This window comes from Lentzea sokolovensis, assembly GCF_033949975.1.
Classification (GTDB): domain Bacteria; phylum Actinomycetota; class Actinomycetes; order Mycobacteriales; family Pseudonocardiaceae; genus Lentzea; species Lentzea sokolovensis.
Genome location: NZ_JAXAVU010000001.1, coordinates 284,532 through 306,601, shown reverse-complemented (window position 1 = coordinate 306,601; position 22,070 = coordinate 284,532). Strand labels below are relative to the sequence as shown.

Genomic DNA, 22,070 nt, shown 5'->3' with positions numbered 1-22,070 from the left:
CAGCGGCGGGTTCCTTCCGGGACCCGCCGCTTTTCATTCGCCGATCTCGAGGCCGAGGCGTTCCAGCCGTTCGAGCACCTTGCGCGGCGAGAGGCCTGTGCTGCTCACCGCACGCAATACCTGGCTACGCGGTAACGGCTCGTGGAGCGCGCGGTACGACAGCCCGTACAGGATGTCGCTGCCGAGCAGCAGCAGTTTCTCGTCGACTTCGTCGATCGACGACGGCAGGTCCTTCGCTTCGGGGACCTGGAAACCGAGCGCCGCCAGTCTCGAGGTGACCTCTGCCGGCGCGAGCCCGCTGGTCCTCGACTTGAACAGTGTGTGGCGCGTGTTCGCGGGCCAGTCCAAGCCGAGCCAGCCGAACTCCCAGAGCCTGGGGAGATTCATCATGTCCTTGGGAAACACCAGAGCCATCAGCTCGGCGTCCTGGCGTGCGACCTTCGCGGGCAGCGCCGTGGTCTCGCTCCGCAGTCCCACCTGAGAGAGTCGCGCGGCCACCTCGGCGGGCGGTCTTCCCAGCTTGGCCGACGCCGCGAGCACATGACCGAGTGGCACCGTCATGTCCGATCGTGCCAGCGCCGCATGGTCACTGCTGAGCCAAGGGGCCTCCCCGTCCAGGTTGACACTCAGCAGCACGAGATCCTCCAGCCGCACGGTGAGACTGGGATCGACCGCAGGCGTGCGGAAACCGAACCGCGCCAGGCGTGAGGCCACGGACGAGGGGGTCATGGCCCGTTTCGCCGCCACTATCACCACGTGCGGCAGGCACACCTCCTGGCCGGTGCGCAACCAGTGCCGGATCCGCTCTCCCCTCGTGATCGATTGCGTGGTGCTGACGAGTTCGAGGTCGTCGGAGTCCACGTCGTCCGGGAGCCACTCGAGGGGAGGGCACTCGTAACCGAGCTCGGCCAGCCGCTCGGCCACGACGGCGGGAGAACTCTTGGTGTCGAGGGCCGCGGTGATCACGTGCCCCACGGGGACGGTCAGGCTGCGAAGCGGGCCTGATTCGCTCGGCCTGTTCAAGATCGCCACACGAGTGATCGCACGATCGAACGACGTGAGGTGCTGGGGCAGCTTTCCGGGCGTCTGGACGGGGTATCCCGCTACCGCGAGCCTTGAGGCGATCTGAGCCGGCGATCCGCCCGGAGGGAACGCCGCGACGAGAACGACGTGCAGCCGTGAGACCTGGCCGTGGACGTACCGTTTCGGAGAAGACAGCTGATCGACGAAGGCCAGGACGTCGAGTGGATCGGTGTTCTCCGGGAGCGTGCCGGGATCCGGTGTGGTGTAGCCGAGTTCGGTGAGCCGCCGCGCCACCTGCGCTGGTGTCTGCCGGGTTTCGGCCGCAGCGACCATGACGTGCGCGACCGGCACGACGTCGTCCGGCACGAGCGGCTCGCGCTTCGCGTCGGTCACCAGCAGGCCGATGTCGGCGGTGCCGACGTGCGCGGGGAGCCGCCCCGTCCGGACGATGTCGTGGCCGAGCTCGGTCAGCCGCTTGACCACGGCGCTGGGCGGCAGCCCGGTTTCGGCAGCCGCTCTGAGCACCTCGAAGTGCCGCACCGGCCGGTGGTGGTTCAGCCACCTCTCGTCCCGATCTGTGTGGTTGCGGAGCAGATCCGGGTCCGTCGTCCTGACCTCGGCGGGCATCGTGTCGACGGCTGGGGTCTGCACACCGAGCGACTTGAGCCGTGCGAGGACTTCCTCGGGCGGACGGCGCGTGGTGAGTGATGCTTGAACGACGTGTCCCAGCGACGCCGTGTCCGACAGCAGGTCGAGGAGGGCCGCGTCTGACGGGCGTGCCGGTACCACCGCGTCCTGGGACGGCTTGTCCGGCTCTTCCGCCTGGAGCCAGGCCGCCAGCCGCCACCTGCTGACGTGCTCGTTCCAGTGCGGAAGCAGCTTGCCCCGCGTCAGCACGTTCGCGTCGCTGGGAAAACATCCCACGATCTCGATCGGCATCTCCGTCGTTCCGACGCGCCACGGCCGGTACCTGACGCCGATCGCGTGGTCGCAGATGTCGTCGGCCAGTCTCGGCATCGTCTCGGCCAGTTTCGACAGCCAGGAGTGCGACAGCGGTGATCCCGCCGAGGTCACCAGTTCCGGAACGCGCCTCGTGAGCCTCGCCTCGACCACCGCGGCGTCGAGCTCGATGATCTTTTCCCGGTCCACGGTCAGTCTGGGCTGGTCGTGACCGGCGAGGTCGAGCACGGCGCCGAACGTGGTAGCACCAGCCCAGAGCCCGTCGGCCAGGACCGCGCCGGTGCCGTCGCACCACCACACCCGTCCGTCGCCGGTGGGCAGCACGGTCTGGACCGTCCGGCCGGCCTGCGCCGCCAGCGGGGCGTCCGAACCCACCGGTGCCGACTCGGACAACCGCCGGGGCTCCCAGGACTGCCGGCCGCCGGGGTCCTGCGAGGTCACCGCGAAGTCGCTCAGCCACAGGATCCGGCGCAGCACGTCGGTGCAGCTCACCGGCTTGGAAGCCGGCCGCAGCCGAAGCCGCACCACGGTACCGGCGTCCTCACCGGGGCCGAGGTCGCGGACGCGGAACAACGCGTCCGGTCCAGCGATGTGGACCTCCAGGCGCTGACCGGGACTTCCGGAGCGGCTGAGCCGGCACGTGGTCACGGTGATCTCGTCGGCCAGCATGAAGTAGCTCAGCACGCCGATGCCGAACCGGCTGTTGGGGAACGACTCGACGCCGGCGCGGGCCCAGTCGGCCTGTTCCTCGACGTACTCGGGCATGTCGGTGAACCGCACGCCGGCGTGGGCGAACACGTCGACCAGCTCGCGGTCGCCCATCCCGATGCCGTTGTCCGAGCACTCGAGGAACGGCCGTCCCTGCTCGTCCACGCCCTGGCGGAAGGCGATCCGGCCCTGCCACGGTGGCAGCGGGGTGCCGGTCCTGGTCAGGTAGGCGGTCCGGGCCTGGCGGTACCGGCAGGCGTCGAGAGCGTTCTGGTACAGCTCGCGGACGGCGAGTTCCGGTGTGCCGTAGAGCTGTTCGCCCATGAGCAGGGACTGGATCTGGTCGTCGGCCAGGCGGAAGCGGTGGCCCGCCGACGCGACCGGGGTCGTGCCGTCCGCGGTGGCGTGGACGGGCAGGTGCTCGAGCGGTGCCAGCGCGGGCGAGTCCTCGGCGGCGCGGACGATCTCCGTCAGCACCGCGTCGACGGCTGCCGCGCGGTCGTGCAGGGCGAGCGCGGTCGCGGGGTGCAGGCAGTCGGTCGTGAGCACACGGGTGCGGTCGCCGTCCCACGTCGCCGCGCGGATCGACGTGAGCACCTCGCCGGGTTCGACACCGTCGTCGATGCCGAGGTGGTCGGCGATCACGCGGGGTAGCACGGTGGGGTCGATGGCGGTGCGGTGGGCGACGACGAGGAGGTAGCCGAGCAGTTGTTCGCGCAGGTCCTGTTCCTGCTCGGTGCCGCCCGCGATGCGTGCGACCGGCTTCAGCGTGCCCTGGCGGTCGACCCGGCGCAGGTACGCGGGATCGAGCTGGACGGCGCGCACCAGTTCCATCAGCCGCGGCGCCGTGAGCACCGCGTTCAGCGGCCAGCCCGTCGAACCGGGCAGCAACGGCGGGATGGAGTTCGAGTCGTAGCACTCGGGTTGCCGGACGAGCCACTGGTGGAAGAGCCACCACCCGATGCCGGTCGCGGCGGGGTCGCCGGTCTCGGCGGCACGGGTTCCCCTGCGGTGCAGGGCGCCGTACCCGGCCGCGAACGCGCTGAACTTCGGCGGGCCGGCTCCGTGCGAGAAGGCCGCCGCGACCGGGTCCGCGCCGCGCAGCACCGTCATCGCCTGCCGGGCCCAGAACGTCTGGTGCAGGTACGGGAACGTGATCAGGAGGGCGGCCTCGGCGTCGGACAGGCGAAGCGCCTCCGCAGGCAGGACCTGCCTCGTCAGCCAGCGCAACCGCCGGGTGAAGCGGTCCGCGAACTCGGCGTCGAGCCAGGGATCACGTGCCAGCGCGCCGAGAGAACCGTCGTGCTCGGCGGCGAGGTGTGACACCACCGCGACGCAGCCCGCGACCAGTGTGTTCGAGGAGCCGAGGTGCTCGCGCGCCGCGATCGCCCACGGGTGCGGCGCGGCGACCTCTGCCAGGGAGCGCGCCGGGGCGGTCGCTCCGATCATCAGGCGCGGGTCGTGCTCTTGCATGCCGGAGATCTTCTGTCGCTGCCGGAGGGAAGTGCGGCAGCGACGCGACAAGTCACCCGTTCAGCCGTGTCCGGCCGATCAGCGGGTAGGAAGTGGACACCGGCTCGACCAGAGTGGGCGCATGAGGATCATCGCGGCGGCACTCGCTGCTTTCCTGATACTTCCCGGGGTGGCTTCGGCATCGGACGACACCTTCTGGGACCTGAAACCCACCGGCACCGACGCGCGCTTCAGAGGACTGTCCGCGGTCAACGGGCAGGTCGCGTGGGTCAGCGGCTCCAAGGGCACCGTCCTGCGCACCACGAACGGCGGCCGGTCCTGGGACTCCGTGGGGCCGCCCGGCACCGAGGCGCTGGAGTTCCGCGACATCGAGGCCTTCGACGCGCGCAACGCCGTGGCGTTGTCGATCGGCGAGGGCGAGGCGTCGCGGATCTACCGCACGTCCGACGGCGGCAAGAGCTGGCAGGAGGAGTTCCGCAACACCGATCCGAAGGCGTTCTACGACTGCGTGGCGTTCTTCGACCGGTTCCGCGGGCTGGCGCTGAGCGACCCCGTCGACGGCAGGTTCCGGGTCCTCAGGACGTGGGACGGCGGTAGGTCGTGGCACGTCAACGACACCAAGGGCATGCCGGACGCGTTGCCGGGCGAGTTCGCGTTCGCGGCGTCCGGGCAGTGCGTGACGACCAGTGGCAACCACGCGTGGATCGCGACCGGCGGCGGCGCGAAGGCACGGGTGCTGGAGTCGCGGGACGGCGGGCGCTCGTGGAAGGCCTCCGAAACACCGCTGCCGAGTGGTGAGGCGGCCGGGGTGTTCGCGGTGGCGTTCAAGACGCCGTGGCGGGGTGTGGCGATCGGCGGGGATTACCTGAAGCCGACCGACCCGACGCCCGCGTTCGCCACCAACGACGGTCGCGGGTGGACGGCGGGCAAGCAGGCGCCCGTCGGTTATCGGTCCGGCATCGCTTACCGGGGTGACGGGCTGGTCGCGGTCGGTCCGTCCGGGACGGACACCAGCAGGGACGGCAAGTCCTGGAAGGTCGCGGACACCGGAAGTTTCGACACTGTGGACTGCGTCGGTTCCACCTGCTGGGCGGCAGGGGAGAAGGGGCGGGTCGGCAGGACCTGAGAGCGTGCGTCTGCATCCGGGTGAGACCGAAGCGGCGGGGTGGCGGGTCGTGCGGCTGGCCGACGTCGTGCGGCGACTGCGGGAGGAGGCGCCCACAGGGCGTCCTCTTCTCGTCGCGGTCGACGGGCGTGGTGGTGCCGGGAAGTCCACGCTCGTCGAACGGCTGCGGAGGATCGTCGCGCGGTCCGAAGTGGTGCACACCGACGACATCGCTTGGAACCACGCGTACTTCGACTGGGGAGATCTGCTGGTCGAGAACGTCCTGGCGCCCCTGCACCGGGGTGAGCCGGTGACGTACCGGCCGGCGGCCTGGGTCGAACACGACCGGCCCGGCGCGATCCAGGTCGGGTCCGGGTTGGACGTCGTGTGGATCGAGGGCACCGGGATCATCCGGGAGCAGTGCGCTCCGTGGATCGACGCCTCGATCTGGATCCAGGGTGACCTGGACGAGCAGGAACGACGACTGGTCGTCCGCGACGGTGACTCCGCCGAGCAACGACGGCACGTCGCCGCGTGGCTGGCCGAGGAGTTGCCGTTCCTGTCGCGCGAACGGCCGTGGCGCCGGGCGACCGTCGTCGTGGCGGGTACGACCACGCTCGACCACGATCCCGAGTCCGAGATCGTCGTGGCGGTGTAACGCCTGCGGGGCGTCCGGCGAAAAAGGACGTGTCGGCCGCTCCCGAGCGGGGTAGCCGATGCAGGTGTTCGACGGATTCTCGTTGCGTTGCAGGGACGTTGGCGAGGCCAATCTGCGAGTGAGGACCGGCGGTGCAGGGCCGCCGGTCCTCCTCTTGCACGGCCATCCGCGCACCCACACGACGTGGCACCGCGTCGCACCGTTGCTCGCTGACGATTACACGGTCGTGTGCCCGGATCTTCGCGGTTATGGCGAGTCCAGCAAACCCGGTGACTACTCGAAACGCGCCATGGCGCGCGACTTCGTGAACCTGATGAGCCAGCTCGGCCACGAGAAGTTCGCCGTCGCCGGTCACGACCGGGGCGCCGCCGCGGCCATCCGGCTCGCGCTCGACCACCCGGAGAGGGTCACGCGACTCGCCGTGCTCGACGGGCTGCCGATCGGTGCCCACCTCAGTCGCTGCGACGCCCGGTTCGCGCAGGACTGGTACCACTGGTTCTTCCTGGCGCAGCAGGAACTCGCGGCCGAGATGATCAACCAGAATCCCGGCCTCTGGTACGGCCGCCGCTACCACGACACCCCGCTGGCCATGGGCGTGGAGAACTGGGCCGACTTCCAGCGGGCGATCCACGACCCGCAGACCGTGCTGGCGATGTGCGGCGACTACCGCGCCGGTCTGGAGGTCGACCGTCGGCACGACGACGAGGACCGCGCCGCCGGGCGGAGGATCTCGTGCCCGGTGCTGGCGTTGTGGTCCGCCGGGGACGACCTCGGCGACCTGTACGACGACCTGCCGGGGATCTGGGCCGAGTGGGCGGATGACGTGCGGGTACGTGCCCTCGACTGCGGGCACCACATGGCCGAGGAAGCACCTGCCGAACTGGTCCGGGAACTGCGGACCCTGTTCTGAACGGACCGTTGACGACAGGTGGTGATGAGGTTTCGGTGCGCGCACGCGTTAGGGTCTCTCCGTGGCCATCGCACGCGCCGAACGCCTTGTCAACCTGGTGCTGTGCCTGCTGTCGACCCGTCAGTACCTGACAGCGGAGCGCATCCGCGCCATCGTCCCCGGCTATCACGAAGCGCCGACGGACGAGGCGTTCTTCCGCATGTTCGAAAGGGACAAGTCCGAGCTGCGGGATCTCGGCGTGCCGCTCGAGACCGGGCGGCAGTCCAACGCCGAGGGCGCGGAGGACGGGTACCGGATCGCGCGGCGTGACTACGAACTCGGCGACATCGACCTCGAACCCGACGAGGCCGCCGCCGTGGCGCTGGCCGCCCGGCTCTGGGACTCGCCGCAGCTCACGGGCGCGGTGCACGGGGCGTTGATCAAGCTGCGGGCCGCCGGCGTGGACGTCGACCAGGACACCCCCGCGGCCGTCGAACCCAAGGTGCGCGCGAACGAGCCCGCGTTCCCGCCGTTGCTGCAGGCGGTGCAGGCGGGGCAGGTCGTCACGTTCGAGTACCGCAAGCCGCCACCCGGCGGGTACAAGGAACGCACGGTCGAGCCGTGGGGCGTGGTCGCCTGGCGCGGCAAGTGGTACCTCGTCGGCTGGGACCGCGATCGCAACGACACGCGCTGCTTCCGGCTCTCACGCGTCGTGGGACAGGTACGGCCCGTGGGCAAGCCCGGCGTGGTCACGGTGCCCGAGGGCACGGACCTGATGAGCCTCATCGCGCGCACGGAGGTCGCTCCGCACCACACGGCGCCCGCCAAGATCTGGGTGGCCAAGAACCGGGCGCAGGGGCTGCGGCGGCACGCGAAGGTCGTCGAGGAACGCGACGGCGGCGACGTCGTCGAGATCGACCTGAAGTTCCCCGACTCGGCGGCCAAGTGGCTCGCCGGGTTCGGGCCCGACGTCGTGGTGCTGGAACCCGAGGTCCTGGCCAAGTCGGTCCGCGACCGCCTGCAGGGCGCACTGGAAGGAGCGCGGTGACCGCGTCGAACGAACGGCTGCCACGCCTGCTCGCACTCGTGCCCTACCTGCTCACCCGCCCCGCCATCACCATCAAGGAGGCCGCGGCCGACTTCGGCATCACGCCCAAGCAGCTGCGCAAGGACCTCGAACTGCTGTGGATGTGCGGCCTGCCCGGCTACGGGCCGGGCGACCTGATCGACCTGTCGTTCGAGGGCGAGACGATCACCGTCTCGTTCGACGCGGGCCTCGACCGGCCGTTGCGCCTCACCGCGGCCGAGGCGGCGTCGCTGCTGGTCGCGCTGCGGGCGCTGGCCGACACACCCGGTGTGGTCGACACGGACGCCGTGCAGCGGGCGCTGGCGAAGATCGAGGCGGCGGTCGGCAAGGCGCAGCCCGCGGGCATGGTGGTCGGGCTCGGCGCGTTCGAACGCGGGGAGACCGCGGAGGTTCGCGCCGCCGTGCAGGACGCCGTGAAGCGCGAACGGGCCGTGCGCATCCGTTACTACTCGCAGTCGCACGACGCGATGAGCGACCGAGTGGTCGATCCGATGCGTCTGCTGCTCGTGGAGGGGCGCGGTTACCTCGAAGGATGGTGCCGTTCGGCGCTCGGCGTGCGGTTGTTCCGGCTCGACCGCATCGACGAGGTCGAGGTGCTCGACGAGCCGTCGTCGCCTCCGCCGCACGCCCAGCTGACCGATACGTCGGAGGGGTTGTTCCACCCCAGGGACGACCAGAAGGTCGCCGTGCTGCTGCTCGAACCGGACGCGCACTGGGTCGCCGAGTACTACCCGGTTGATCACTCCGCCGAGCTCTCGGACGGCCGCACGCGTGTCCTCATGCGCTACGACGACCCGTCCTGGATGGTCCGCCTGCTCCTCGGGCTGGGCGGCGACGTGCACGTAGAGCAGCCGGCGGAACTGGCGGACGAGGTGGTGCGCCAGGCGCGGGAAGCATTGCGCCGGGCAGATCACCTGCTGTCCACCTAAGGCGTATAGGTTGTGGTTGTGCCGTCGACACCGACCCTGGCGCTGATCGCGCTCGGCCTGATCGTGCTCGTCGCGATCATGGTCCGAGTCCTCCGATCCTTGCGTCGATTCGCCCGTGCCCGCACTCTGGTGGGGGACAGGGTCGGGGACGGCGTGGGCATGCTCAAGGCGCGATCGGCCGCGCTGAAGGTGGCCTTCGCACAACGACGCCCCAAGGAACAGGCCCGCACCAGGGCAAACCCCGCGTACGATCGTCGTGACGGGGGAGACAGGAGGATCACCAATGGGTAACCTCGGACCCACCGAGCTGATCATCATCGCAGTGGTGATCATTCTGCTGTTCGGTGCGAAGAAGCTTCCTGACATGGCGCGTTCGCTCGGCAAGTCGGCGAAGATCTTCAAGGCTGAGACCAAGGGCCTGCGCGACAACCAGGACGCGGACGACGCGCCGGTGCAGCAGCAGCCCGTGCAGCAGCCGGTCCAGCAGCTCCCTCCGGCCCAGCCGCAGGTGCAGCAGCAGCCCGTGGTCGCGCCTCCCATCGAGCAGACCACCCAGAACAAGGCCGCGAACAACTGACCCTTCCGGTCTCCTGACTTGTAAGGACGGTCAACGCGGTGGCAAGTCCGTTCCGGTGGGTGGCTGAACGCCGGGAACGCGGCAGGCGCCGTCGGGGAAGCGCCGACGGCACGATGTCGCTCAAAGAGCACCTCTACGAGCTGAGGTACCGGCTCGGCCTGGCGATGCTGGTCATCGCCGTCGGTGCCATCTTCGGCTTCATCTGGTTCCAGGTGCGGCTCGGCCCGATCCCGTCGCTGGGCGACATCCTCACGGGGCCGTACTGCCAGCCCGACCTGGAGAAGTACCGGGCCAAGATCACCAACGACGGCACCTGCGCGTTGTTGCAGACCGAGCCGTTCGAGATCTTCCTCGTGCAGTTGCAGGTCGGTACGGCGGCGGGTGCGGTGCTGCTCAGCCCGTTGTGGCTGTACCAGATCTGGGCGTTCATCACGCCCGGCCTCTACCAGAAGGAACGCAAGTTCGCGCGCATGTTCGTCAGCGCGGGCGCGCTGCTGTTCGTGGCCGGCGCGGTGCTCGCGTACCTGGTGGTACCGCAGGGCTTGAAGGTGCTGCTCGGGTTCGGTGGCGACAACTGGGTCACGGCGCTCACCGGTAGCAAGTACATCAACTTCGTCATCACGATGCTGTTCATCTTCGGGGTGAGCTTCCTGCTCCCCCTGGTCGTGGTGATGCTCAACCGCGCGGGCGTGCTGTCCTACGAGCGGCTGTCGAAGTGGCGGCGCGGCCTGCTGATGGGCCTGTTCGTGTTCGCCGCGATCGCGACGCCGGGCACCGACCCGATCTCGATGGTCGTGCTGGCCCTCGCGTTGTCGGTGCTGTTCGAGATGGCGATCCAGATCTCCCGCGTGCACGACAAGCGCAAGGCCAAGCTCCGCGCGGCCGAGGGCCTGGACGAGCTGGACGACGACGAGGCGGCGCCGTTCAACTACGTGGCGTCCGACGCCGACGGCAACGATCCCGGTGAGAAGGCCATCGCTTCGGAGCCCTCGAAGCGCGTGAACTACGACGACGCCACGTGACACGGGCCGCCTTACTCGTCGTCCCCGCGTCGGGCAAGGGGCGGGCGGCCCGGATGGCCGGGTCGACCGCCGCCGCGTTGCGTCCGCACGTCTCGTCGCTGCGGCAACTCGTCGCGCACGACGCCGAGGGCACGCTCGCGATGGCCCGCGAGGCCGTCGCGGACGGTGTCGACCTGCTGGTCGTCCTCGGCGGTGACGGTGCCGCCCACCTGGGTCTTCAGGCGGTCGCGGGCACATCCACGGCGCTGGGCATCGTCCCTGCCGGCACCGGGAACGACCTGGCCGTGGCCGTGGGGTCGCAGTCGGTCGAGGACGTCGTGCACGGCACGAAGAAGACCCTGGACCTGGGCCGGTTGTCGACGGGCCAGTGGTTCGCGACGGTGCTGTGCGCCGGGTTCGACTCCGCGGTCAACGAGCGGGCGAACGCGATGCGCTGGCCCGCCGGTCCGCGCCGCTACGACCTCGCGATCGTGGCCGAGCTCGCGTCGCTGAAGTCGGCGCCTCTGGTCGTGACGACCGAGGACCAGACGTTCGAACTGGACGCGACGCTCGTGGCGATCGGCAACACGCCGAGCTACGGCGGCGGGATCCCGGTGTGCCCCGGTGCGGACGCCAACGACGGTCTGTTCGACGTGACGGTCGTGGAGCACGGCAGCCGCACGATGCTGATGCGGATGCTGCCGACGTTGCGCACGGGCAAGCACACCGAGCACCCGGCCGTGCGGACGTTCCGCGCGCGTGAGGTCTCGCTGTCCGGTGGCAACGGCTGGATCGCTTACGCCGACGGCGAACGCCAGGAGGCGTTGCCCGTGTCAGTTCGGACGGTTCCAGGCGCTCTCACAGTCTTGGGTCGCTAAGTTATAGGGCTGTTCGGTTCGTTTTCGTTCTTCGGTAGGGATTCATGGAGACGCTGGAGTTTCAGTCCGAGGCGCGTCAGCTGCTGCAGCTGATGATCCACTCGATCTACTCGAACAAGGACACGTTCCTGCGCGAGCTGGTCTCGAACGCCTCCGACGCGCTGGACAAGCTGCGGCTGGAGTCGTTCCGCGACAAGGACATGGTCGTCGACGTCGACGACCTGCACGTCGTGATCGAGTCCGACCCCGCCGAGCGCACGCTGACCGTGCGCGACAACGGCATCGGCATGACCCGCGAGGACGTCGTGCGGCTCATCGGCACGATCGCGAAGTCCGGCACCGCGGAGTTCCTGAAGCAGCTCAAGGACCAGCAGTCCGGCAGCGCGTCGGACCTGATCGGCCAGTTCGGCATCGGCTTCTACTCGTCGTTCATGGTGGCGGACAAGGTCACCCTGGTGACGAAGTACCCGCACGCCGAGAAGGGTGTGCGCTGGGAGTCGACCGGCGAGGCCACGTACACGATCGACGACGTGGACGACGCGCCGCAGGGCACCTCGGTCACGTTGCACCTCAAGCCGTCCGACGACGAGGACCGCCTGCCCGACTACACCGAGCCGGCGAAGATCCGCGAGATCGTCAAGCGCTACTCGGACTTCATCACCTGGCCGGTGCGCCTGGGCGGCGAGGAGATCAACTCCCGCAAGGCCCTGTGGGCGCGCCCGGCCTCCGAGGTGACGGAGGAGGAGTACGCCGAGTTCTACCGCCACATCAGCCACGACTGGAACGCGCCGCTCGAGACCATCCGCATGCAGGCGGAGGGCACGTTCGAGTACCAGGCCCTGCTGTTCCTGCCCGCGCAGGCGCCGATGGACCTGTTCATGCGCGACGGCAAGCGCGGTGTGCAGCTCTACGTGAAGCGCGTCTTCATCATGGAGGACTGCGCCGAGCTGATGCCGGAGTACCTGCGGTTCGTGAAGGGTGTCGTCGACGCGGCGGACCTCTCGCTGAACGTGTCGCGCGAGATCCTGCAGCAGGACCGCCAGATCCAGCTGATGCGCCGCCGTCTGGTGAAGAAGGTGCTGTCCTCGATCAAGTCGCTGCAGTCCTCGCGTCCCGACGACTACGCGAAGCTGTGGGGCGAGGTCGGCGCGGCGCTGAAGGAGGGCCTGCTCTCCGACTCGGACAACCGCGACGCGATCCTGGAGGTCTGCTCCTTCGCCTCGACGAACTCCGCGGACTCGATGACGACGCTCGCCGAGTACGTCTCGCGGATGAAGGACGGTCAGGAGCACATCTACTACATGACCGGCGACTCGCGGACGTCCGTCGAGAACTCGCCGCACATGGAAGCCTTGCGCGCCAAGGGCTTCGAGGTGCTGATCCTCACCGACACGATCGACGAGATGTGGGTCGACTCCGTTCCCGCGTTCGACGGCAAGACGCTCCAGTCCGTCGCCAAGGGGCAGGTGGACCTGGAGACCGACGAGGAGAAGACGGCCAACGAGGCCAAGGCCGCGGAGTTCGGCGACCTGCTGACGTGGCTGAAGGAGCAGTTGGAGAACGACGTCAAGGACGTGCGTCTGTCCACGCGCCTGACGACCTCACCGGCGTGCGTCGTCGGTGACTCCTACGACATCACTCCGACGCTGGAGAAGATGTACAAGGCGATGGGGCAGGAGCTGCCGAAGATCAAGCGGATCCTGGAGCTCAACCCGTCGCACCCGCTGGTCGAGGGGCTGCACGGGGCGTTCGCGGCGGGCGAACGCGAGTCGCTGACCGACACCGCCGAGCTCGTCTACGGGCTGGCGTTGCTGGCCGAGGGCGGCGAGCTCGCGGACCCGTCCCGTTTCGTGAAGCTGGTGGCGGACCGGGTGCAGCGCACGTTCTGACAAAACCGCAGGTGGAGGGCGATGTCCGAGGGACATCGCCCTCTGTCGTTTCAGTGTTAATTGAAGTTAATCTATCTCGGCGGCGATTGTCGGTGTGATGTGAAAGCCTGATGGAGTGTCAAGTGCTTCGCGGTCCCCGGCCGAGGCCTACGCCGACTCCCGGCGTCGTGCCGAACGGCCCAAGCTGACCGATTTCCTGTCCGTGATCTCGTTCGAGCTGGACCCGTTCCAGCGCCAGGCCTGCGAGGCCCTGGAGGACGGTCACGGAGTGCTCGTCTGCGCCCCCACCGGTGCCGGCAAGACGGTGGTGGGCGAGTTCGCCGTGCACCTGGCCCTGACCGGCGGCCGCAAGTGCTTCTACACCACGCCGATCAAGGCCCTGAGCAACCAGAAGTTCGCCGACCTCACCGCGCGGTACGGGGCGGACAAGATCGGCCTGCTCACCGGTGACACGAGCATCAACGGCGGTGCGCCGGTGGTCGTCATGACCACCGAGGTGCTGCGGAACATGCTCTACTCGGGTTCGTCCACTCTGGACGGACTCGCGTACGTCGTGATGGACGAGGTGCACTACCTGGCGGACAGGTTCCGCGGCCCCGTGTGGGAAGAGGTCATCCTGCACCTGCCGGAGCACGTGCAGGTGGTCGGCCTGTCCGCGACGGTCAGCAACGCCGAGGAGTTCGGCGAGTGGCTGGTCGAGGTGCGCGGCGACACCTCCGTCGTCGTCGACGAGCACCGGCCGGTGCCGCTGTGGCAGCACATGCTGGTGGGCAACCAGATGCTCGACCTGTTCGAGGGCGACCAGACGCACGCGCGGATCAACTCGCAGGTGCTGCGCAAGACCGAGGAACTCACGCGCTACCACGTGCCGTTCAGTCGTGGGCGCAACCGCGGCGGTGGTGGCGGCCCAGGCCGTCCGGCGCGCAATAGCGGGTTCAAGCCGACGTCGCGCACCGACATGATCCAGCGGCTCGACGCGGCCTCCTTGCTGCCCGCGATCGTGTTCGTGTTCAGCCGTGCGGGCTGTGACGCGGCGGTCGCGCAGACGGCCCGTGCGGGGCTGCGGCTCAACTCGCCGGAGGAGACCGAGCAGGTTCGCCGGATCGTCGACGAGAAGACGCGCGACCTGCCGGAGGCCGACCTGGCCGTGCTCGGCTACTGGGAGTGGCGTGAGGCCCTGGAACGGGGCATCGCGTCGCACCACGCCGGGTTGCTGCCCGCGTTCAAGGAGACGGTCGAGGAGCTGTTCGTCCGCGGGCTGGTCAAGGTCGTGTTCGCGACCGAGACGCTCGCGCTGGGCATCAACATGCCCGCGCGGACGGTCGTGCTCGAAAAGCTCGTGAAGTACAACGGCGAGGCGCACGTCGACCTCACGCCGGGCGAGTACACGCAGCTCACGGGCCGCGCGGGGCGTCGTGGCATCGACGTCGAGGGGCACGCGGTCGTCGTCTGGCAGCCGGGGATCGATCCCAAGGCGGTCGGCGGGCTCGCGTCCACGCGCACCTACCCGCTGCGGTCGTCGTTCCGGCCCGGCTACAACATGGCCGTCAACCTCGTGGCCCAGCTCGGCGCCTCGGCCGCGCGCGCGATCCTGGAGCAGTCGCTCGCGCAGTTCCAGGCGGACAGGTCGGTGGTCGGGCTCGCCCGCCGCATCGACCGCAACAAGGAGGCGCTCGCCGGCTACACCGAGGCGATGACGTGCCACCTCGGCGACTTCAGCGAGTACGCGGGGCTGCGCCGCCGCATCGGCGACCGGGAGAAGCAGCTCTCGAAGCAGAACACGAACTCGCGTCGCATCGAGACGGCCAAGTCGCTCGAACGGCTGCGCAAGGGTGACGTGATCGCCGTGCCGTCCGGGCGTCGCAGCGGTCTCGCGGTCGTCGTCGACCCCGGCCTCGAACCGATGGGCGAGGCGAAGCCGCTGGTGGTCACCGAGGACCGCTGGTCCGGCCGCCTGACCTCGGCGGACTTCCCGTCGCCGGTCGAGGTGCTCGGACACATCCGGCTGCCCAAGCAGGTCGACGTGCGTTCGCCCAAGTCGCGGCGCGACCTCGCGTCCACGATCCGCAACACCGGCATCACCGTGCCGTCGCGGGGCCGCAGGCAGACCACCGCGGACGACGACCCCGAACTCGCGACGCTGCGCCGGGCCCTGCGCGCGCACCCGTGCCACGGCTGCGACCAGCGCGAGGACCACGCCCGGTGGGGCGAGCGGTACCACCGTCTGCTGGCCGAGAACCAGCAGCTGGAGCGCAAGGTCGCGGCGACGACGCACTCGCTGGCGCGTCAGTTCGACCGCATCCGGGCGTTGCTGCGCGAACGCGGCTACCTCAGCGAGGCCGAGGAGATCACGGCCGACGGCAAGCGCCTGACCAGGCTCTACAGCGAGTCGGACCTGCTCGCCGCCGAGTGCATCCGCAACGGCGTGTGGAAGGGCCTCAAGCCGGAAGAGCTCGCCGCCGTCGTGTCGTCGCTGGTCTACGAGGCGCGCCGGGACGGTCCGGTCGAGGCGCGGCTGCCGCAGGGCCCGGTCGCCGACGCGATGCTCAAGACCGTGCGGCTGTGGGCGGAGATCGAGGACGACGAGCGCCGCCACAAGCTCGAACGCATCACCCGCCAGCCGGACCCAGGCTTCGCCTGGCCGGTGTACCGCTGGGCGCGCGGCGAGTCGCTGGAGAAGGTGCTGAGCGCCGCCGAGGCCGGTGGCAACGAGCTCGGCGCCGGTGACTTCGTGCGCTGGTGCCGGCAGGTGATCGACCTTTTGGACCAGATCCGTGAGGTGGTCGGCCGCCAGGACCCGGTCGGAGCGGCCGCGGCCAAGGCCGTCGACGCGCTGCGGCGCGGAGTTGTGGCGATGATGTGACATGGGCCTGACGAAGGTTTTGCGAGTCGGAGTAAAGACTGACGTCAACGGTGTGATTGGATTTCGCCGCAACGTCGTACACGTGGAGGTCGACAGATGAGCAGCCCGTACGGACCGTCCGGAGGGAACGATCCGCAGCAGCCATGGGGCCAGCAGCCGCAGCCGCCGCAGCAGCAGCCCTATGGAGGCGGTTTCCCTCCCGGCACGCCGTCCGGCGGCTTCCCGGCCCAGAACCCGGGGCAGCAGAACCCCTACGGCCCGCCGCAGGGCCAGCCCCAGCCGGGCCAGCAGCAGCCGTACCCGGGTTTCGACCCGTCGCAGCAGCAGACGCAGCAGTACGGCGTGCCCGGCCAGCAGCCGCAGTCGAACCCCTACGGCACTCCTGCCCAGGACCCGTACGGCCAGCAGACGCAGCAGTACGGCATGCCGGGCCAGCAGCAGCCCAACCCGTACGGCCAGCAGCCGGGTTACGGCCCGCCGGTGCCGCCGAAGAAGAAGTCCAGCGCGGCCATCTGGGTCGCCGCTGTGGTCGTCGTCCTGCTCGTCGGTGGCGTGCTGTTCACCGGGTTCGTGTCGCCGGCGTTCTTCAAGAAGAAGATCTTCGACAACACCGCCGTGCAGAGCGGCATCGTCCAGATCCTGAAGGACGAGTACAAGATCTCCGACGTCGGCGCCGCGACCTGCTCCGGTGAGAACGAGGTCAAGCCCAACACCTCGTTCGAGTGCAAGGTGCAGGTCGGCGGCAAGGACAAGAAGGTCAAGATCGTCGTCAAGACCGAGGACGGCGAGTACGAGGTCGGCCAGCCCACCGGCTGATCCTCCGCTTTCGCGTCAGCCTTCCCCCAGGAGTTTCTGGGGGAAGGCTTTCTTTTGCGCTACTTCGTGCTTCCAGCCGTGGAACCTTCGAGCCGACTCGGTTCGGCGCTGGAAGAGGTGGACGAGCGCACCGCGCTGTGGTGAGTCGCCGGCGTGATCGAACGCGGCGCGGCGCGGTGGGCGGGCGTACCGGACGCTCAGGAAACTGAGGTGCGTTCGCGGTCGTGCTGAGCCAGGATCGCGGGCGTGACCGAGATCCGCGTTCTCACCGACGAAGCGCAGTGTCGCGCCCACCACGGGCTCTTCCGCCGTGCGATGCACTGGAGTCCGGCCGAGGACGACAAGTGGGAGATCATCCGGCAGACCTACGAGCCCGGCCGGACGCACGCCGCGTTCGAGGGCGACGAGATGGTCGGCACGACGCAGACCTTCGGCTGCTCGATGGTGGTGCCCGGTGGCGCCGTCGTACCGCACGCTGCCGTGTCGCGCGTGGGGGTCCGTGCGGACTACACACGCCGTGGCGTGCTGAGCGCCCTGATGCGCGAGCAACTCTCCACGCTGTCGGAACCTGTCGCGACGTTGCGCGCGTCGGAGGGCCGCATCTACGGCCGTTTCGGTTACGGGCTCGCCGGGCGGGTGCGGTTCCTGCGGATCGACGCGCGCAAGGCCGTGATCCCGGGTTCGCCGGTCGGACGGGTGCGGATGGTGGACCCCGACACCTCGGACAAGCTCCTGCCGGAGTTGCACACCGCGATCGGTCTCGACCGGCCCGGGCAGATCTCCCGCTGGCCCGGCTGGTGGGCGATCCACCAGGAGCGCAAGGGCGCGGCCGAGAACCTGGTCACCGTCGTCCACAGCGGACCGGACGGCGACGACGGCTTCGTGTCCTACAAGGTGTCCGAGGACAAGGACTTCAAGCACACCATGGAGATCGAGGACTTCGCGTGGGCCAACGCCGACGCGTGGCGCGACCTCTGGATCTACCTGACGCGCCTGGACCTGGTCGACGAGATCCACGTCGACGCGGCGCTCGACGACCCGCTGAACTGGCTGTTCGAGGACCCGCGCGTCGTGTACACGAAGGACGTCTACGACCAGATCTGGCTGCGGCTGGTGGACGTGCCCCGCATGCTCACCGCCCGCACCTACGGCGTCGCCGAGCCCGTCGTCATCGAGGTGCGCGACGAACTGCTGCCCGCCAACGACGGCTGCTATCGCGTGTCGCCGGACGGTGCCGAACGCGTCGAGGGTCCCGCCGACATCACGATCTCCGTCGAACTGCTCGGAGCCGTCTACCTCGGCGACACGAAGTTCTCGGACCTCGCGGCCGCCAAGCGGATCGAGGGCTCTCGGTTCGACGAGGCCGACGCGTTGTTCGCCGTCCCCGTCGCGCCGCTCTGCTCGACCTTCTTCTAGGAGCGCCGTTCCATCGCGTTCACCAGGCGCGGCACCGAACTGCCGAGGCCCCAGCGCTGCGTGAGCTCACGCAGCCGCTCGGGGTCGGCGGGCACGCGCGGCACCTCGTCGGAGCGGTCCAGCACGACCGGGGCGTCCAGGGCGGTGCGGACGACCACGGGCGCCACCGCGAGGTAGTCCTCGGCGGCGATGAGCGCGTTGCGGGCCTTGGTGGTGAGCTTGCGGTCCATCGGGTCGGTCACGGCCTTGAGCACGGCGTCGAGCGAGCCGAACTCGGTGATGAGCTTCGCCGCGGTCTTCTCGCCGATGCCCGCGACGCCCGGCAGGCCGTCGGACGGGTCGCCGCGCAGCACGGACATGTCGGCGTACGCGGAACCCGCGTTCTCGACGGGCAGCGAGTACTTGGTGGCCAGTTCCTCCGGGCCGAGGACCTCGGCCTTGTTCCAGCCGCGGCCGACGTAGACGACGTGCACGGGCGTGGGTTCGAAGCGCACGACCTGGAACATGTCGCGGTCGCCCGTCACCACCTCGACGCGTGACTTCTTCTCGTGGTGGGCGAGCGCGCCGATCACGTCGTCGGCTTCGTACCCGGCCGCCTCGCCGGTGCAGATGCCGGCGGCGTCGAGCACGTCGAGGATGATCGGGATCTGCGGCGTCAGCGTGTCCGGGACCTCCTCGGACCCGTCCGCGGCGTTCTCGGCGACGCGATGCGCCTTGTAGGACGGCAGCGCCTTGACCCGGAACTCGGGCCGCCAGTCGGCGTCGAGGCAGGCGACCAGCCGGGCCGCGCCGCGTTCGGTGATGACGCGGGCGATCGTGTCGACGAACCCGCGCACGGCGTTCACCGGCGTGCCGTCGGGCGCCGTCATCGAGTCCGGCAGCGCGTAGTACGACCGGAAGTAGAGGCTCGCGGAGTCGAGCAGCACCAGGGGAGAGCTCACGTTGAGACAAGCTACTAGTGCAGGGGCCGTTGACGCTTGCCGGGCGCGTCGCCGTTGCCGCGAGGTGTCTTGCTGAGTGCGCAATGCGCCCGGCAAGCATTGCGGTCCACGCACTAGGCTTTCGGCCATGGCAACGATCACCGGGCCCATCGACGTGTCCGCGCTGCGTGCGCGGCTTGACCGTGCGACCGCCGCCGCCGAGCAGGCGGGCGTCGACGCCCTCCTCATCTCGCCCGGCTCGGACCTGCGGTACCTGATCGGTGCCGGTGGCGACTCGTTCGAGCGCCTCACCTGCCTCGCGCTGCCGGTGGGCGGCACGCCGAGGCTGGTCGTGCCGAAGCTGGAGCAGCCGGGTTACGCGGCCATCCCCACCGACGCGCTCGGCGTCGAGGTCGTCACCTGGGTCGACGGCGAGGACCCGTACGCGCTGGTCAAGGACGCGCTGAAGGGCACCCGCACGGCGGTCGCGGACATGATGCCCGCGCTGCACACCATCAAGCTCGGCCACGCGATCGGCGGCGAGCAGTCGCTGGCCGGGCCGATCATCCGCGAGCTGCGCATGCGCAAGGACACCGCCGAGATCGACGCCCTGCGCAAGGCCGGTGCCGCGATCGACCGCGTGCACGCGCGCATGGGCGAGTTCCTTCGTGTGGGCCGCACCGAGCGTGAGGTCGCCAAGGACATCGCCGCCGCGATCGTCGAGGAAGGCCACACGGTCGCCGACTTCGTGATCGTCGGCTCCGGGCCCAACGGCGCGTCCCCGCACCACCGCGACTCCGACCGCGTGGTGCAGGTGGGCGAGGTCGTGGTCATCGACATCGGCGGCCCGGTCGCCGAGGGCTACAACTCCGACTCGACCCGCACCTACGTGATGGGCGAGCCCACTTACGACGACGTCCGGGACACCTACGCGGTCCTGCAGGCGGCGCAGCAGGCCGCGGTCGACGCCGTGAAGCCCGGCGTGACCTGCGAGGAGATCGACGCCGTCGCCCGCAAGGTCATCACCGACGCGGGCTTCGGCGAGTACTTCGTGCACCGCACCGGCCACGGCATCGGCCTGGACGTGCACGAGGAGCCCTACATCGTCAGCGGCAACTCCCTGCCGCTCGAAGCGGGCATGGCCTTCAGCGTGGAGCCCGGCATCTACCTGCCCGGCCGCTGGGGCGCGCGCATCGAGGACATCGTGGTCGCCACCCCGGACGGCGTCGAGTCCTTCAACAACCGACCTCACGACCTGGTGGTGCTTTGACCCTCGAGCAGATCGACAGAGCGATACTGAAGGAACTCGCCTCGGACGGCCGGTGCAGCTTCACCGACCTCGCCGAGCGCGTGGGCCTGTCCGTGTCGGCCGTGCACCAACGCGTGAAGCGCCTCGAACAGCGCGGCATCGTGAAGGGCTACGCGGCCCGGCTGGACGGCGCCGAGATCGGCCTGCCGATGTCCGCGTTCATCTCGCTGTTCCCGATCAACCCGGCCGAGCCGGACGACTACCCGAAGCGCCTCGAGCACCTCACGGAGATCGAGGCCTGCTACTCGGTGGCGGGCGACGCCTCGTACGTCCTGCGCGTCCGCGTCGGCTCGCCGGTCGCGCTGGAGGAACTCCTCCAGAAGATCCGGGAGTCGGCGAACGTCTCGACGCGGACGACGGTCGTGCTGTCCACGCCTTACGAGGACAGGCCACCGGCCGTCTGAACCTGCCCGTCGGCCAGCAGCAGCACACGGTCGGCGACGGCGTGCACGGCGTCGTGGTGCGTGGCGATCAGCACCGCGGCGCCTTCGTCGGCGACCCGCCGCAGCAGTCCCACGGCCGCCACGGCGCTCACGGCGTCCAGGTGCGCGGTGGGTTCGTCCGCGAGCAACGCCGACGGCCGCGCCACGACAGCGCGGGCCAGCGCCGCTCGTTGCTGCTGCCCGAACGACACCTGCCCCGGATACCGGGCTCCCAGCCCGGAGATCCCCAGCTCCGCCAGCAGTTCGGACACCCCGGCCACCTCGCGCCCCGCCAACCGCAACGGCAGAGCGACGTTCTCCTCCAGCGTGAGCTCGGAGGCCAGCCCGAGCGACTGCGGCAGCACGGCACAGGCGGACCACGAGGCCAGTCCGGGCGACACCGAGCCGCTGTCCGGGAAGTCGAACCCGCACAACAGGGACAGCAAAGCGGTCTTCCCGGACCCGGACGGGCCGCTCAGGGTGACCAGCTCACCGGCCGCGACGGCCAGGTCCACGCCGCGCAGCACGGACACACCGCCGAAGGCCCGGTGCACCCCGTCGGCCCGGATCACGACGCGGCCAGCGGGATGCACAGGTCCGCCAGCGACACGAGCCGCGGGTCGTGCGACGCCACCACAGCGGGGACAGGCAAGGACTCCAGCGTCTCCAGCACGAGGTCGGCGGACCGCACGTCGAGCTGCGAGGTCGGTTCGTCGGCGATCACGACGGACGCGCCGCGGGCCAGCGCGCACCCGAACGCCAGACGTTGTTGCTGCCCACCGGACAGTGCGCCGATCCGCCAGGTCGCGGACCCGCCCAGCCCGAGCTGATCGAGCAACGAATGATCCGCGGCACCGGCCGCGCGGAGGTTCTCACCGACGGTCAGGTGCGAGATCAGGTTGTCGGCCGGGTTCTGGAAGACCACGGCGATCTCCTTGCGCCGCACCGCCCGCAGCTCAGCCCACGACAGGGACGAGGTGGCCACGTCGTGCACGAACACCTCGCCCAGGGACGGGCGTTCGATCAGCGAGAGGACGCGCAGCAGGGTCGACTTGCCGGATCCGGAAGGGCCGGACAGGACGGTGAGGCCGGGCGCGATCGACAACGACATGTCCGCGACGGCGCGCACGGAACCGTAGGACACTCC

At 69.7% G+C, this 22,070-nt stretch carries 19 protein-coding genes; 15 read left to right on the top strand and 4 right to left on the bottom strand.

All coding sequences use genetic code 11. The features are described from left to right. Positions 1-33 precede the first annotated feature (33 nt). Positions 34-4,164 carry a wHTH domain-containing protein gene (locus SK854_RS01435; protein ID WP_319973104.1) on the bottom strand — a complete coding sequence of 1,377 codons (4,131 nt, stop codon included), beginning with the start codon at positions 4,162-4,164 and terminating at the stop codon, positions 34-36. A gap of 121 nt (positions 4,165-4,285) precedes the next feature. Between SK854_RS01435 and SK854_RS01430 the strand changes: the two genes are divergently transcribed. The 13 genes from SK854_RS01430 to SK854_RS01370 all read left to right on the top strand — a co-directional run bounded on the left by SK854_RS01430 (position 4,286) and on the right by SK854_RS01370 (position 18,272). Next, positions 4,286-5,290 (top strand): beta propeller repeat protein, encoded by a 1,005-nt coding sequence (locus SK854_RS01430; RefSeq protein WP_319973103.1) that lies wholly within the window; start codon positions 4,286-4,288, stop codon positions 5,288-5,290. 4 nt (positions 5,291-5,294) lie between these two features. Beyond that, positions 5,295-5,927: a uridine kinase family protein gene (locus SK854_RS01425; protein WP_319973102.1), complete on the top strand. Its 633-nt coding sequence runs from the start codon at positions 5,295-5,297 to the stop codon at positions 5,925-5,927. 58 nt (positions 5,928-5,985) lie between these two features. Next, a complete protein-coding gene (locus SK854_RS01420; RefSeq protein ID WP_406601687.1) occupies positions 5,986-6,837 on the top strand; it encodes an alpha/beta fold hydrolase in 852 nt (283 codons plus the stop codon). Positions 6,838-6,898: 61 nt separating this feature from the next. After that, positions 6,899-7,864 (top strand): helix-turn-helix transcriptional regulator, encoded by a 966-nt coding sequence (locus tag SK854_RS01415; RefSeq protein ID WP_319973101.1) that lies wholly within the window; start codon positions 6,899-6,901, stop codon positions 7,862-7,864. Further along, the gene (locus SK854_RS01410; RefSeq protein WP_319973100.1) at positions 7,861-8,832 is read left to right on the top strand and encodes a helix-turn-helix transcriptional regulator; all 972 of its coding nucleotides are present in this window, start codon (positions 7,861-7,863) and stop codon (positions 8,830-8,832) included. The genes SK854_RS01415 and SK854_RS01410 overlap by 4 nt, the downstream gene beginning before the upstream one ends. Positions 8,833-8,850: 18 nt before the next feature. Beyond that, a complete protein-coding gene (locus SK854_RS01405) occupies positions 8,851-9,123 on the top strand; it encodes a bacteriophage holin (protein ID WP_319973099.1) in 273 nt (90 codons plus the stop codon). Beyond that, positions 9,116-9,409 (top strand): Sec-independent protein translocase subunit TatA, encoded by a 294-nt coding sequence (gene tatA / locus SK854_RS01400; protein ID WP_319973098.1) that lies wholly within the window; start codon positions 9,116-9,118, stop codon positions 9,407-9,409. Before SK854_RS01405 ends, tatA begins: the two co-directional genes overlap by 8 nt. Before the next feature lie 113 nt (positions 9,410-9,522). Next, the gene (gene tatC / locus SK854_RS01395; RefSeq protein ID WP_319973696.1) at positions 9,523-10,431 is read left to right on the top strand and encodes a twin-arginine translocase subunit TatC; all 909 of its coding nucleotides are present in this window, start codon (positions 9,523-9,525) and stop codon (positions 10,429-10,431) included. Further along, on the top strand, positions 10,428-11,288 hold the full coding sequence (locus tag SK854_RS01390; RefSeq protein ID WP_319973097.1) for a YegS/Rv2252/BmrU family lipid kinase: 861 nt from the start codon (positions 10,428-10,430) through the stop codon (positions 11,286-11,288). Before tatC ends, SK854_RS01390 begins: the two co-directional genes overlap by 4 nt. A gap of 44 nt (positions 11,289-11,332) precedes the next feature. Next, a complete protein-coding gene (gene htpG / locus SK854_RS01385) occupies positions 11,333-13,177 on the top strand; it encodes a molecular chaperone HtpG (protein WP_319973096.1) in 1,845 nt (614 codons plus the stop codon). 115 nt (positions 13,178-13,292) lie between these two features. After that, complete coding sequence (locus SK854_RS01380) at positions 13,293-16,040, top strand: DEAD/DEAH box helicase (protein WP_319973095.1); 2,748 nt, start codon at positions 13,293-13,295, stop codon at positions 16,038-16,040. Between the two features lie 96 nt (positions 16,041-16,136). After that, positions 16,137-16,856, top strand: a complete 720-nt coding sequence (locus SK854_RS01375) for a DUF4333 domain-containing protein (RefSeq protein ID WP_319973094.1) — start codon at positions 16,137-16,139, stop codon at positions 16,854-16,856. A 246-nt stretch (positions 16,857-17,102) separates the two neighbouring features. Next, the gene (locus SK854_RS01370; protein WP_319973093.1) at positions 17,103-18,272 is read left to right on the top strand and encodes a GNAT family N-acetyltransferase; all 1,170 of its coding nucleotides are present in this window, start codon (positions 17,103-17,105) and stop codon (positions 18,270-18,272) included. On the opposite strand, the gene SK854_RS01365 is transcribed toward SK854_RS01370, so the two are convergent. Further along, positions 18,269-19,213 carry a 5'-3' exonuclease gene (locus tag SK854_RS01365; protein ID WP_319973092.1) on the bottom strand — a complete coding sequence of 315 codons (945 nt, stop codon included), beginning with the start codon at positions 19,211-19,213 and terminating at the stop codon, positions 18,269-18,271. The two genes, SK854_RS01370 and SK854_RS01365, sit on opposite strands and share 4 nt — an antisense overlap. A gap of 127 nt (positions 19,214-19,340) precedes the next feature. On the opposite strand from SK854_RS01365, the gene SK854_RS01360 reads away from it, so the two are divergent. Both SK854_RS01360 and SK854_RS01355 read left to right on the top strand, forming a co-directional pair. Then, a complete protein-coding gene (locus SK854_RS01360; RefSeq protein ID WP_319973091.1) occupies positions 19,341-20,462 on the top strand; it encodes a M24 family metallopeptidase in 1,122 nt (373 codons plus the stop codon). After that, positions 20,459-20,905 carry an Lrp/AsnC family transcriptional regulator gene (locus SK854_RS01355; RefSeq protein ID WP_319973090.1) on the top strand — a complete coding sequence of 149 codons (447 nt, stop codon included), beginning with the start codon at positions 20,459-20,461 and terminating at the stop codon, positions 20,903-20,905. Before SK854_RS01360 ends, SK854_RS01355 begins: the two co-directional genes overlap by 4 nt. On the opposite strand, the gene SK854_RS01350 is transcribed toward SK854_RS01355, so the two are convergent. Both SK854_RS01350 and SK854_RS01345 read right to left on the bottom strand, forming a co-directional pair. Next, complete coding sequence (locus SK854_RS01350; RefSeq protein ID WP_319973089.1) at positions 20,878-21,516, bottom strand: ATP-binding cassette domain-containing protein; 639 nt, start codon at positions 21,514-21,516, stop codon at positions 20,878-20,880. The genes SK854_RS01355 and SK854_RS01350 overlap by 28 nt on opposite strands. After that, the gene (locus tag SK854_RS01345; RefSeq protein WP_319973088.1) at positions 21,492-22,052 is read right to left on the bottom strand and encodes an ATP-binding cassette domain-containing protein; all 561 of its coding nucleotides are present in this window, start codon (positions 22,050-22,052) and stop codon (positions 21,492-21,494) included. The genes SK854_RS01350 and SK854_RS01345 overlap by 25 nt, the downstream gene beginning before the upstream one ends. Positions 22,053-22,070 lie beyond the last annotated feature (18 nt).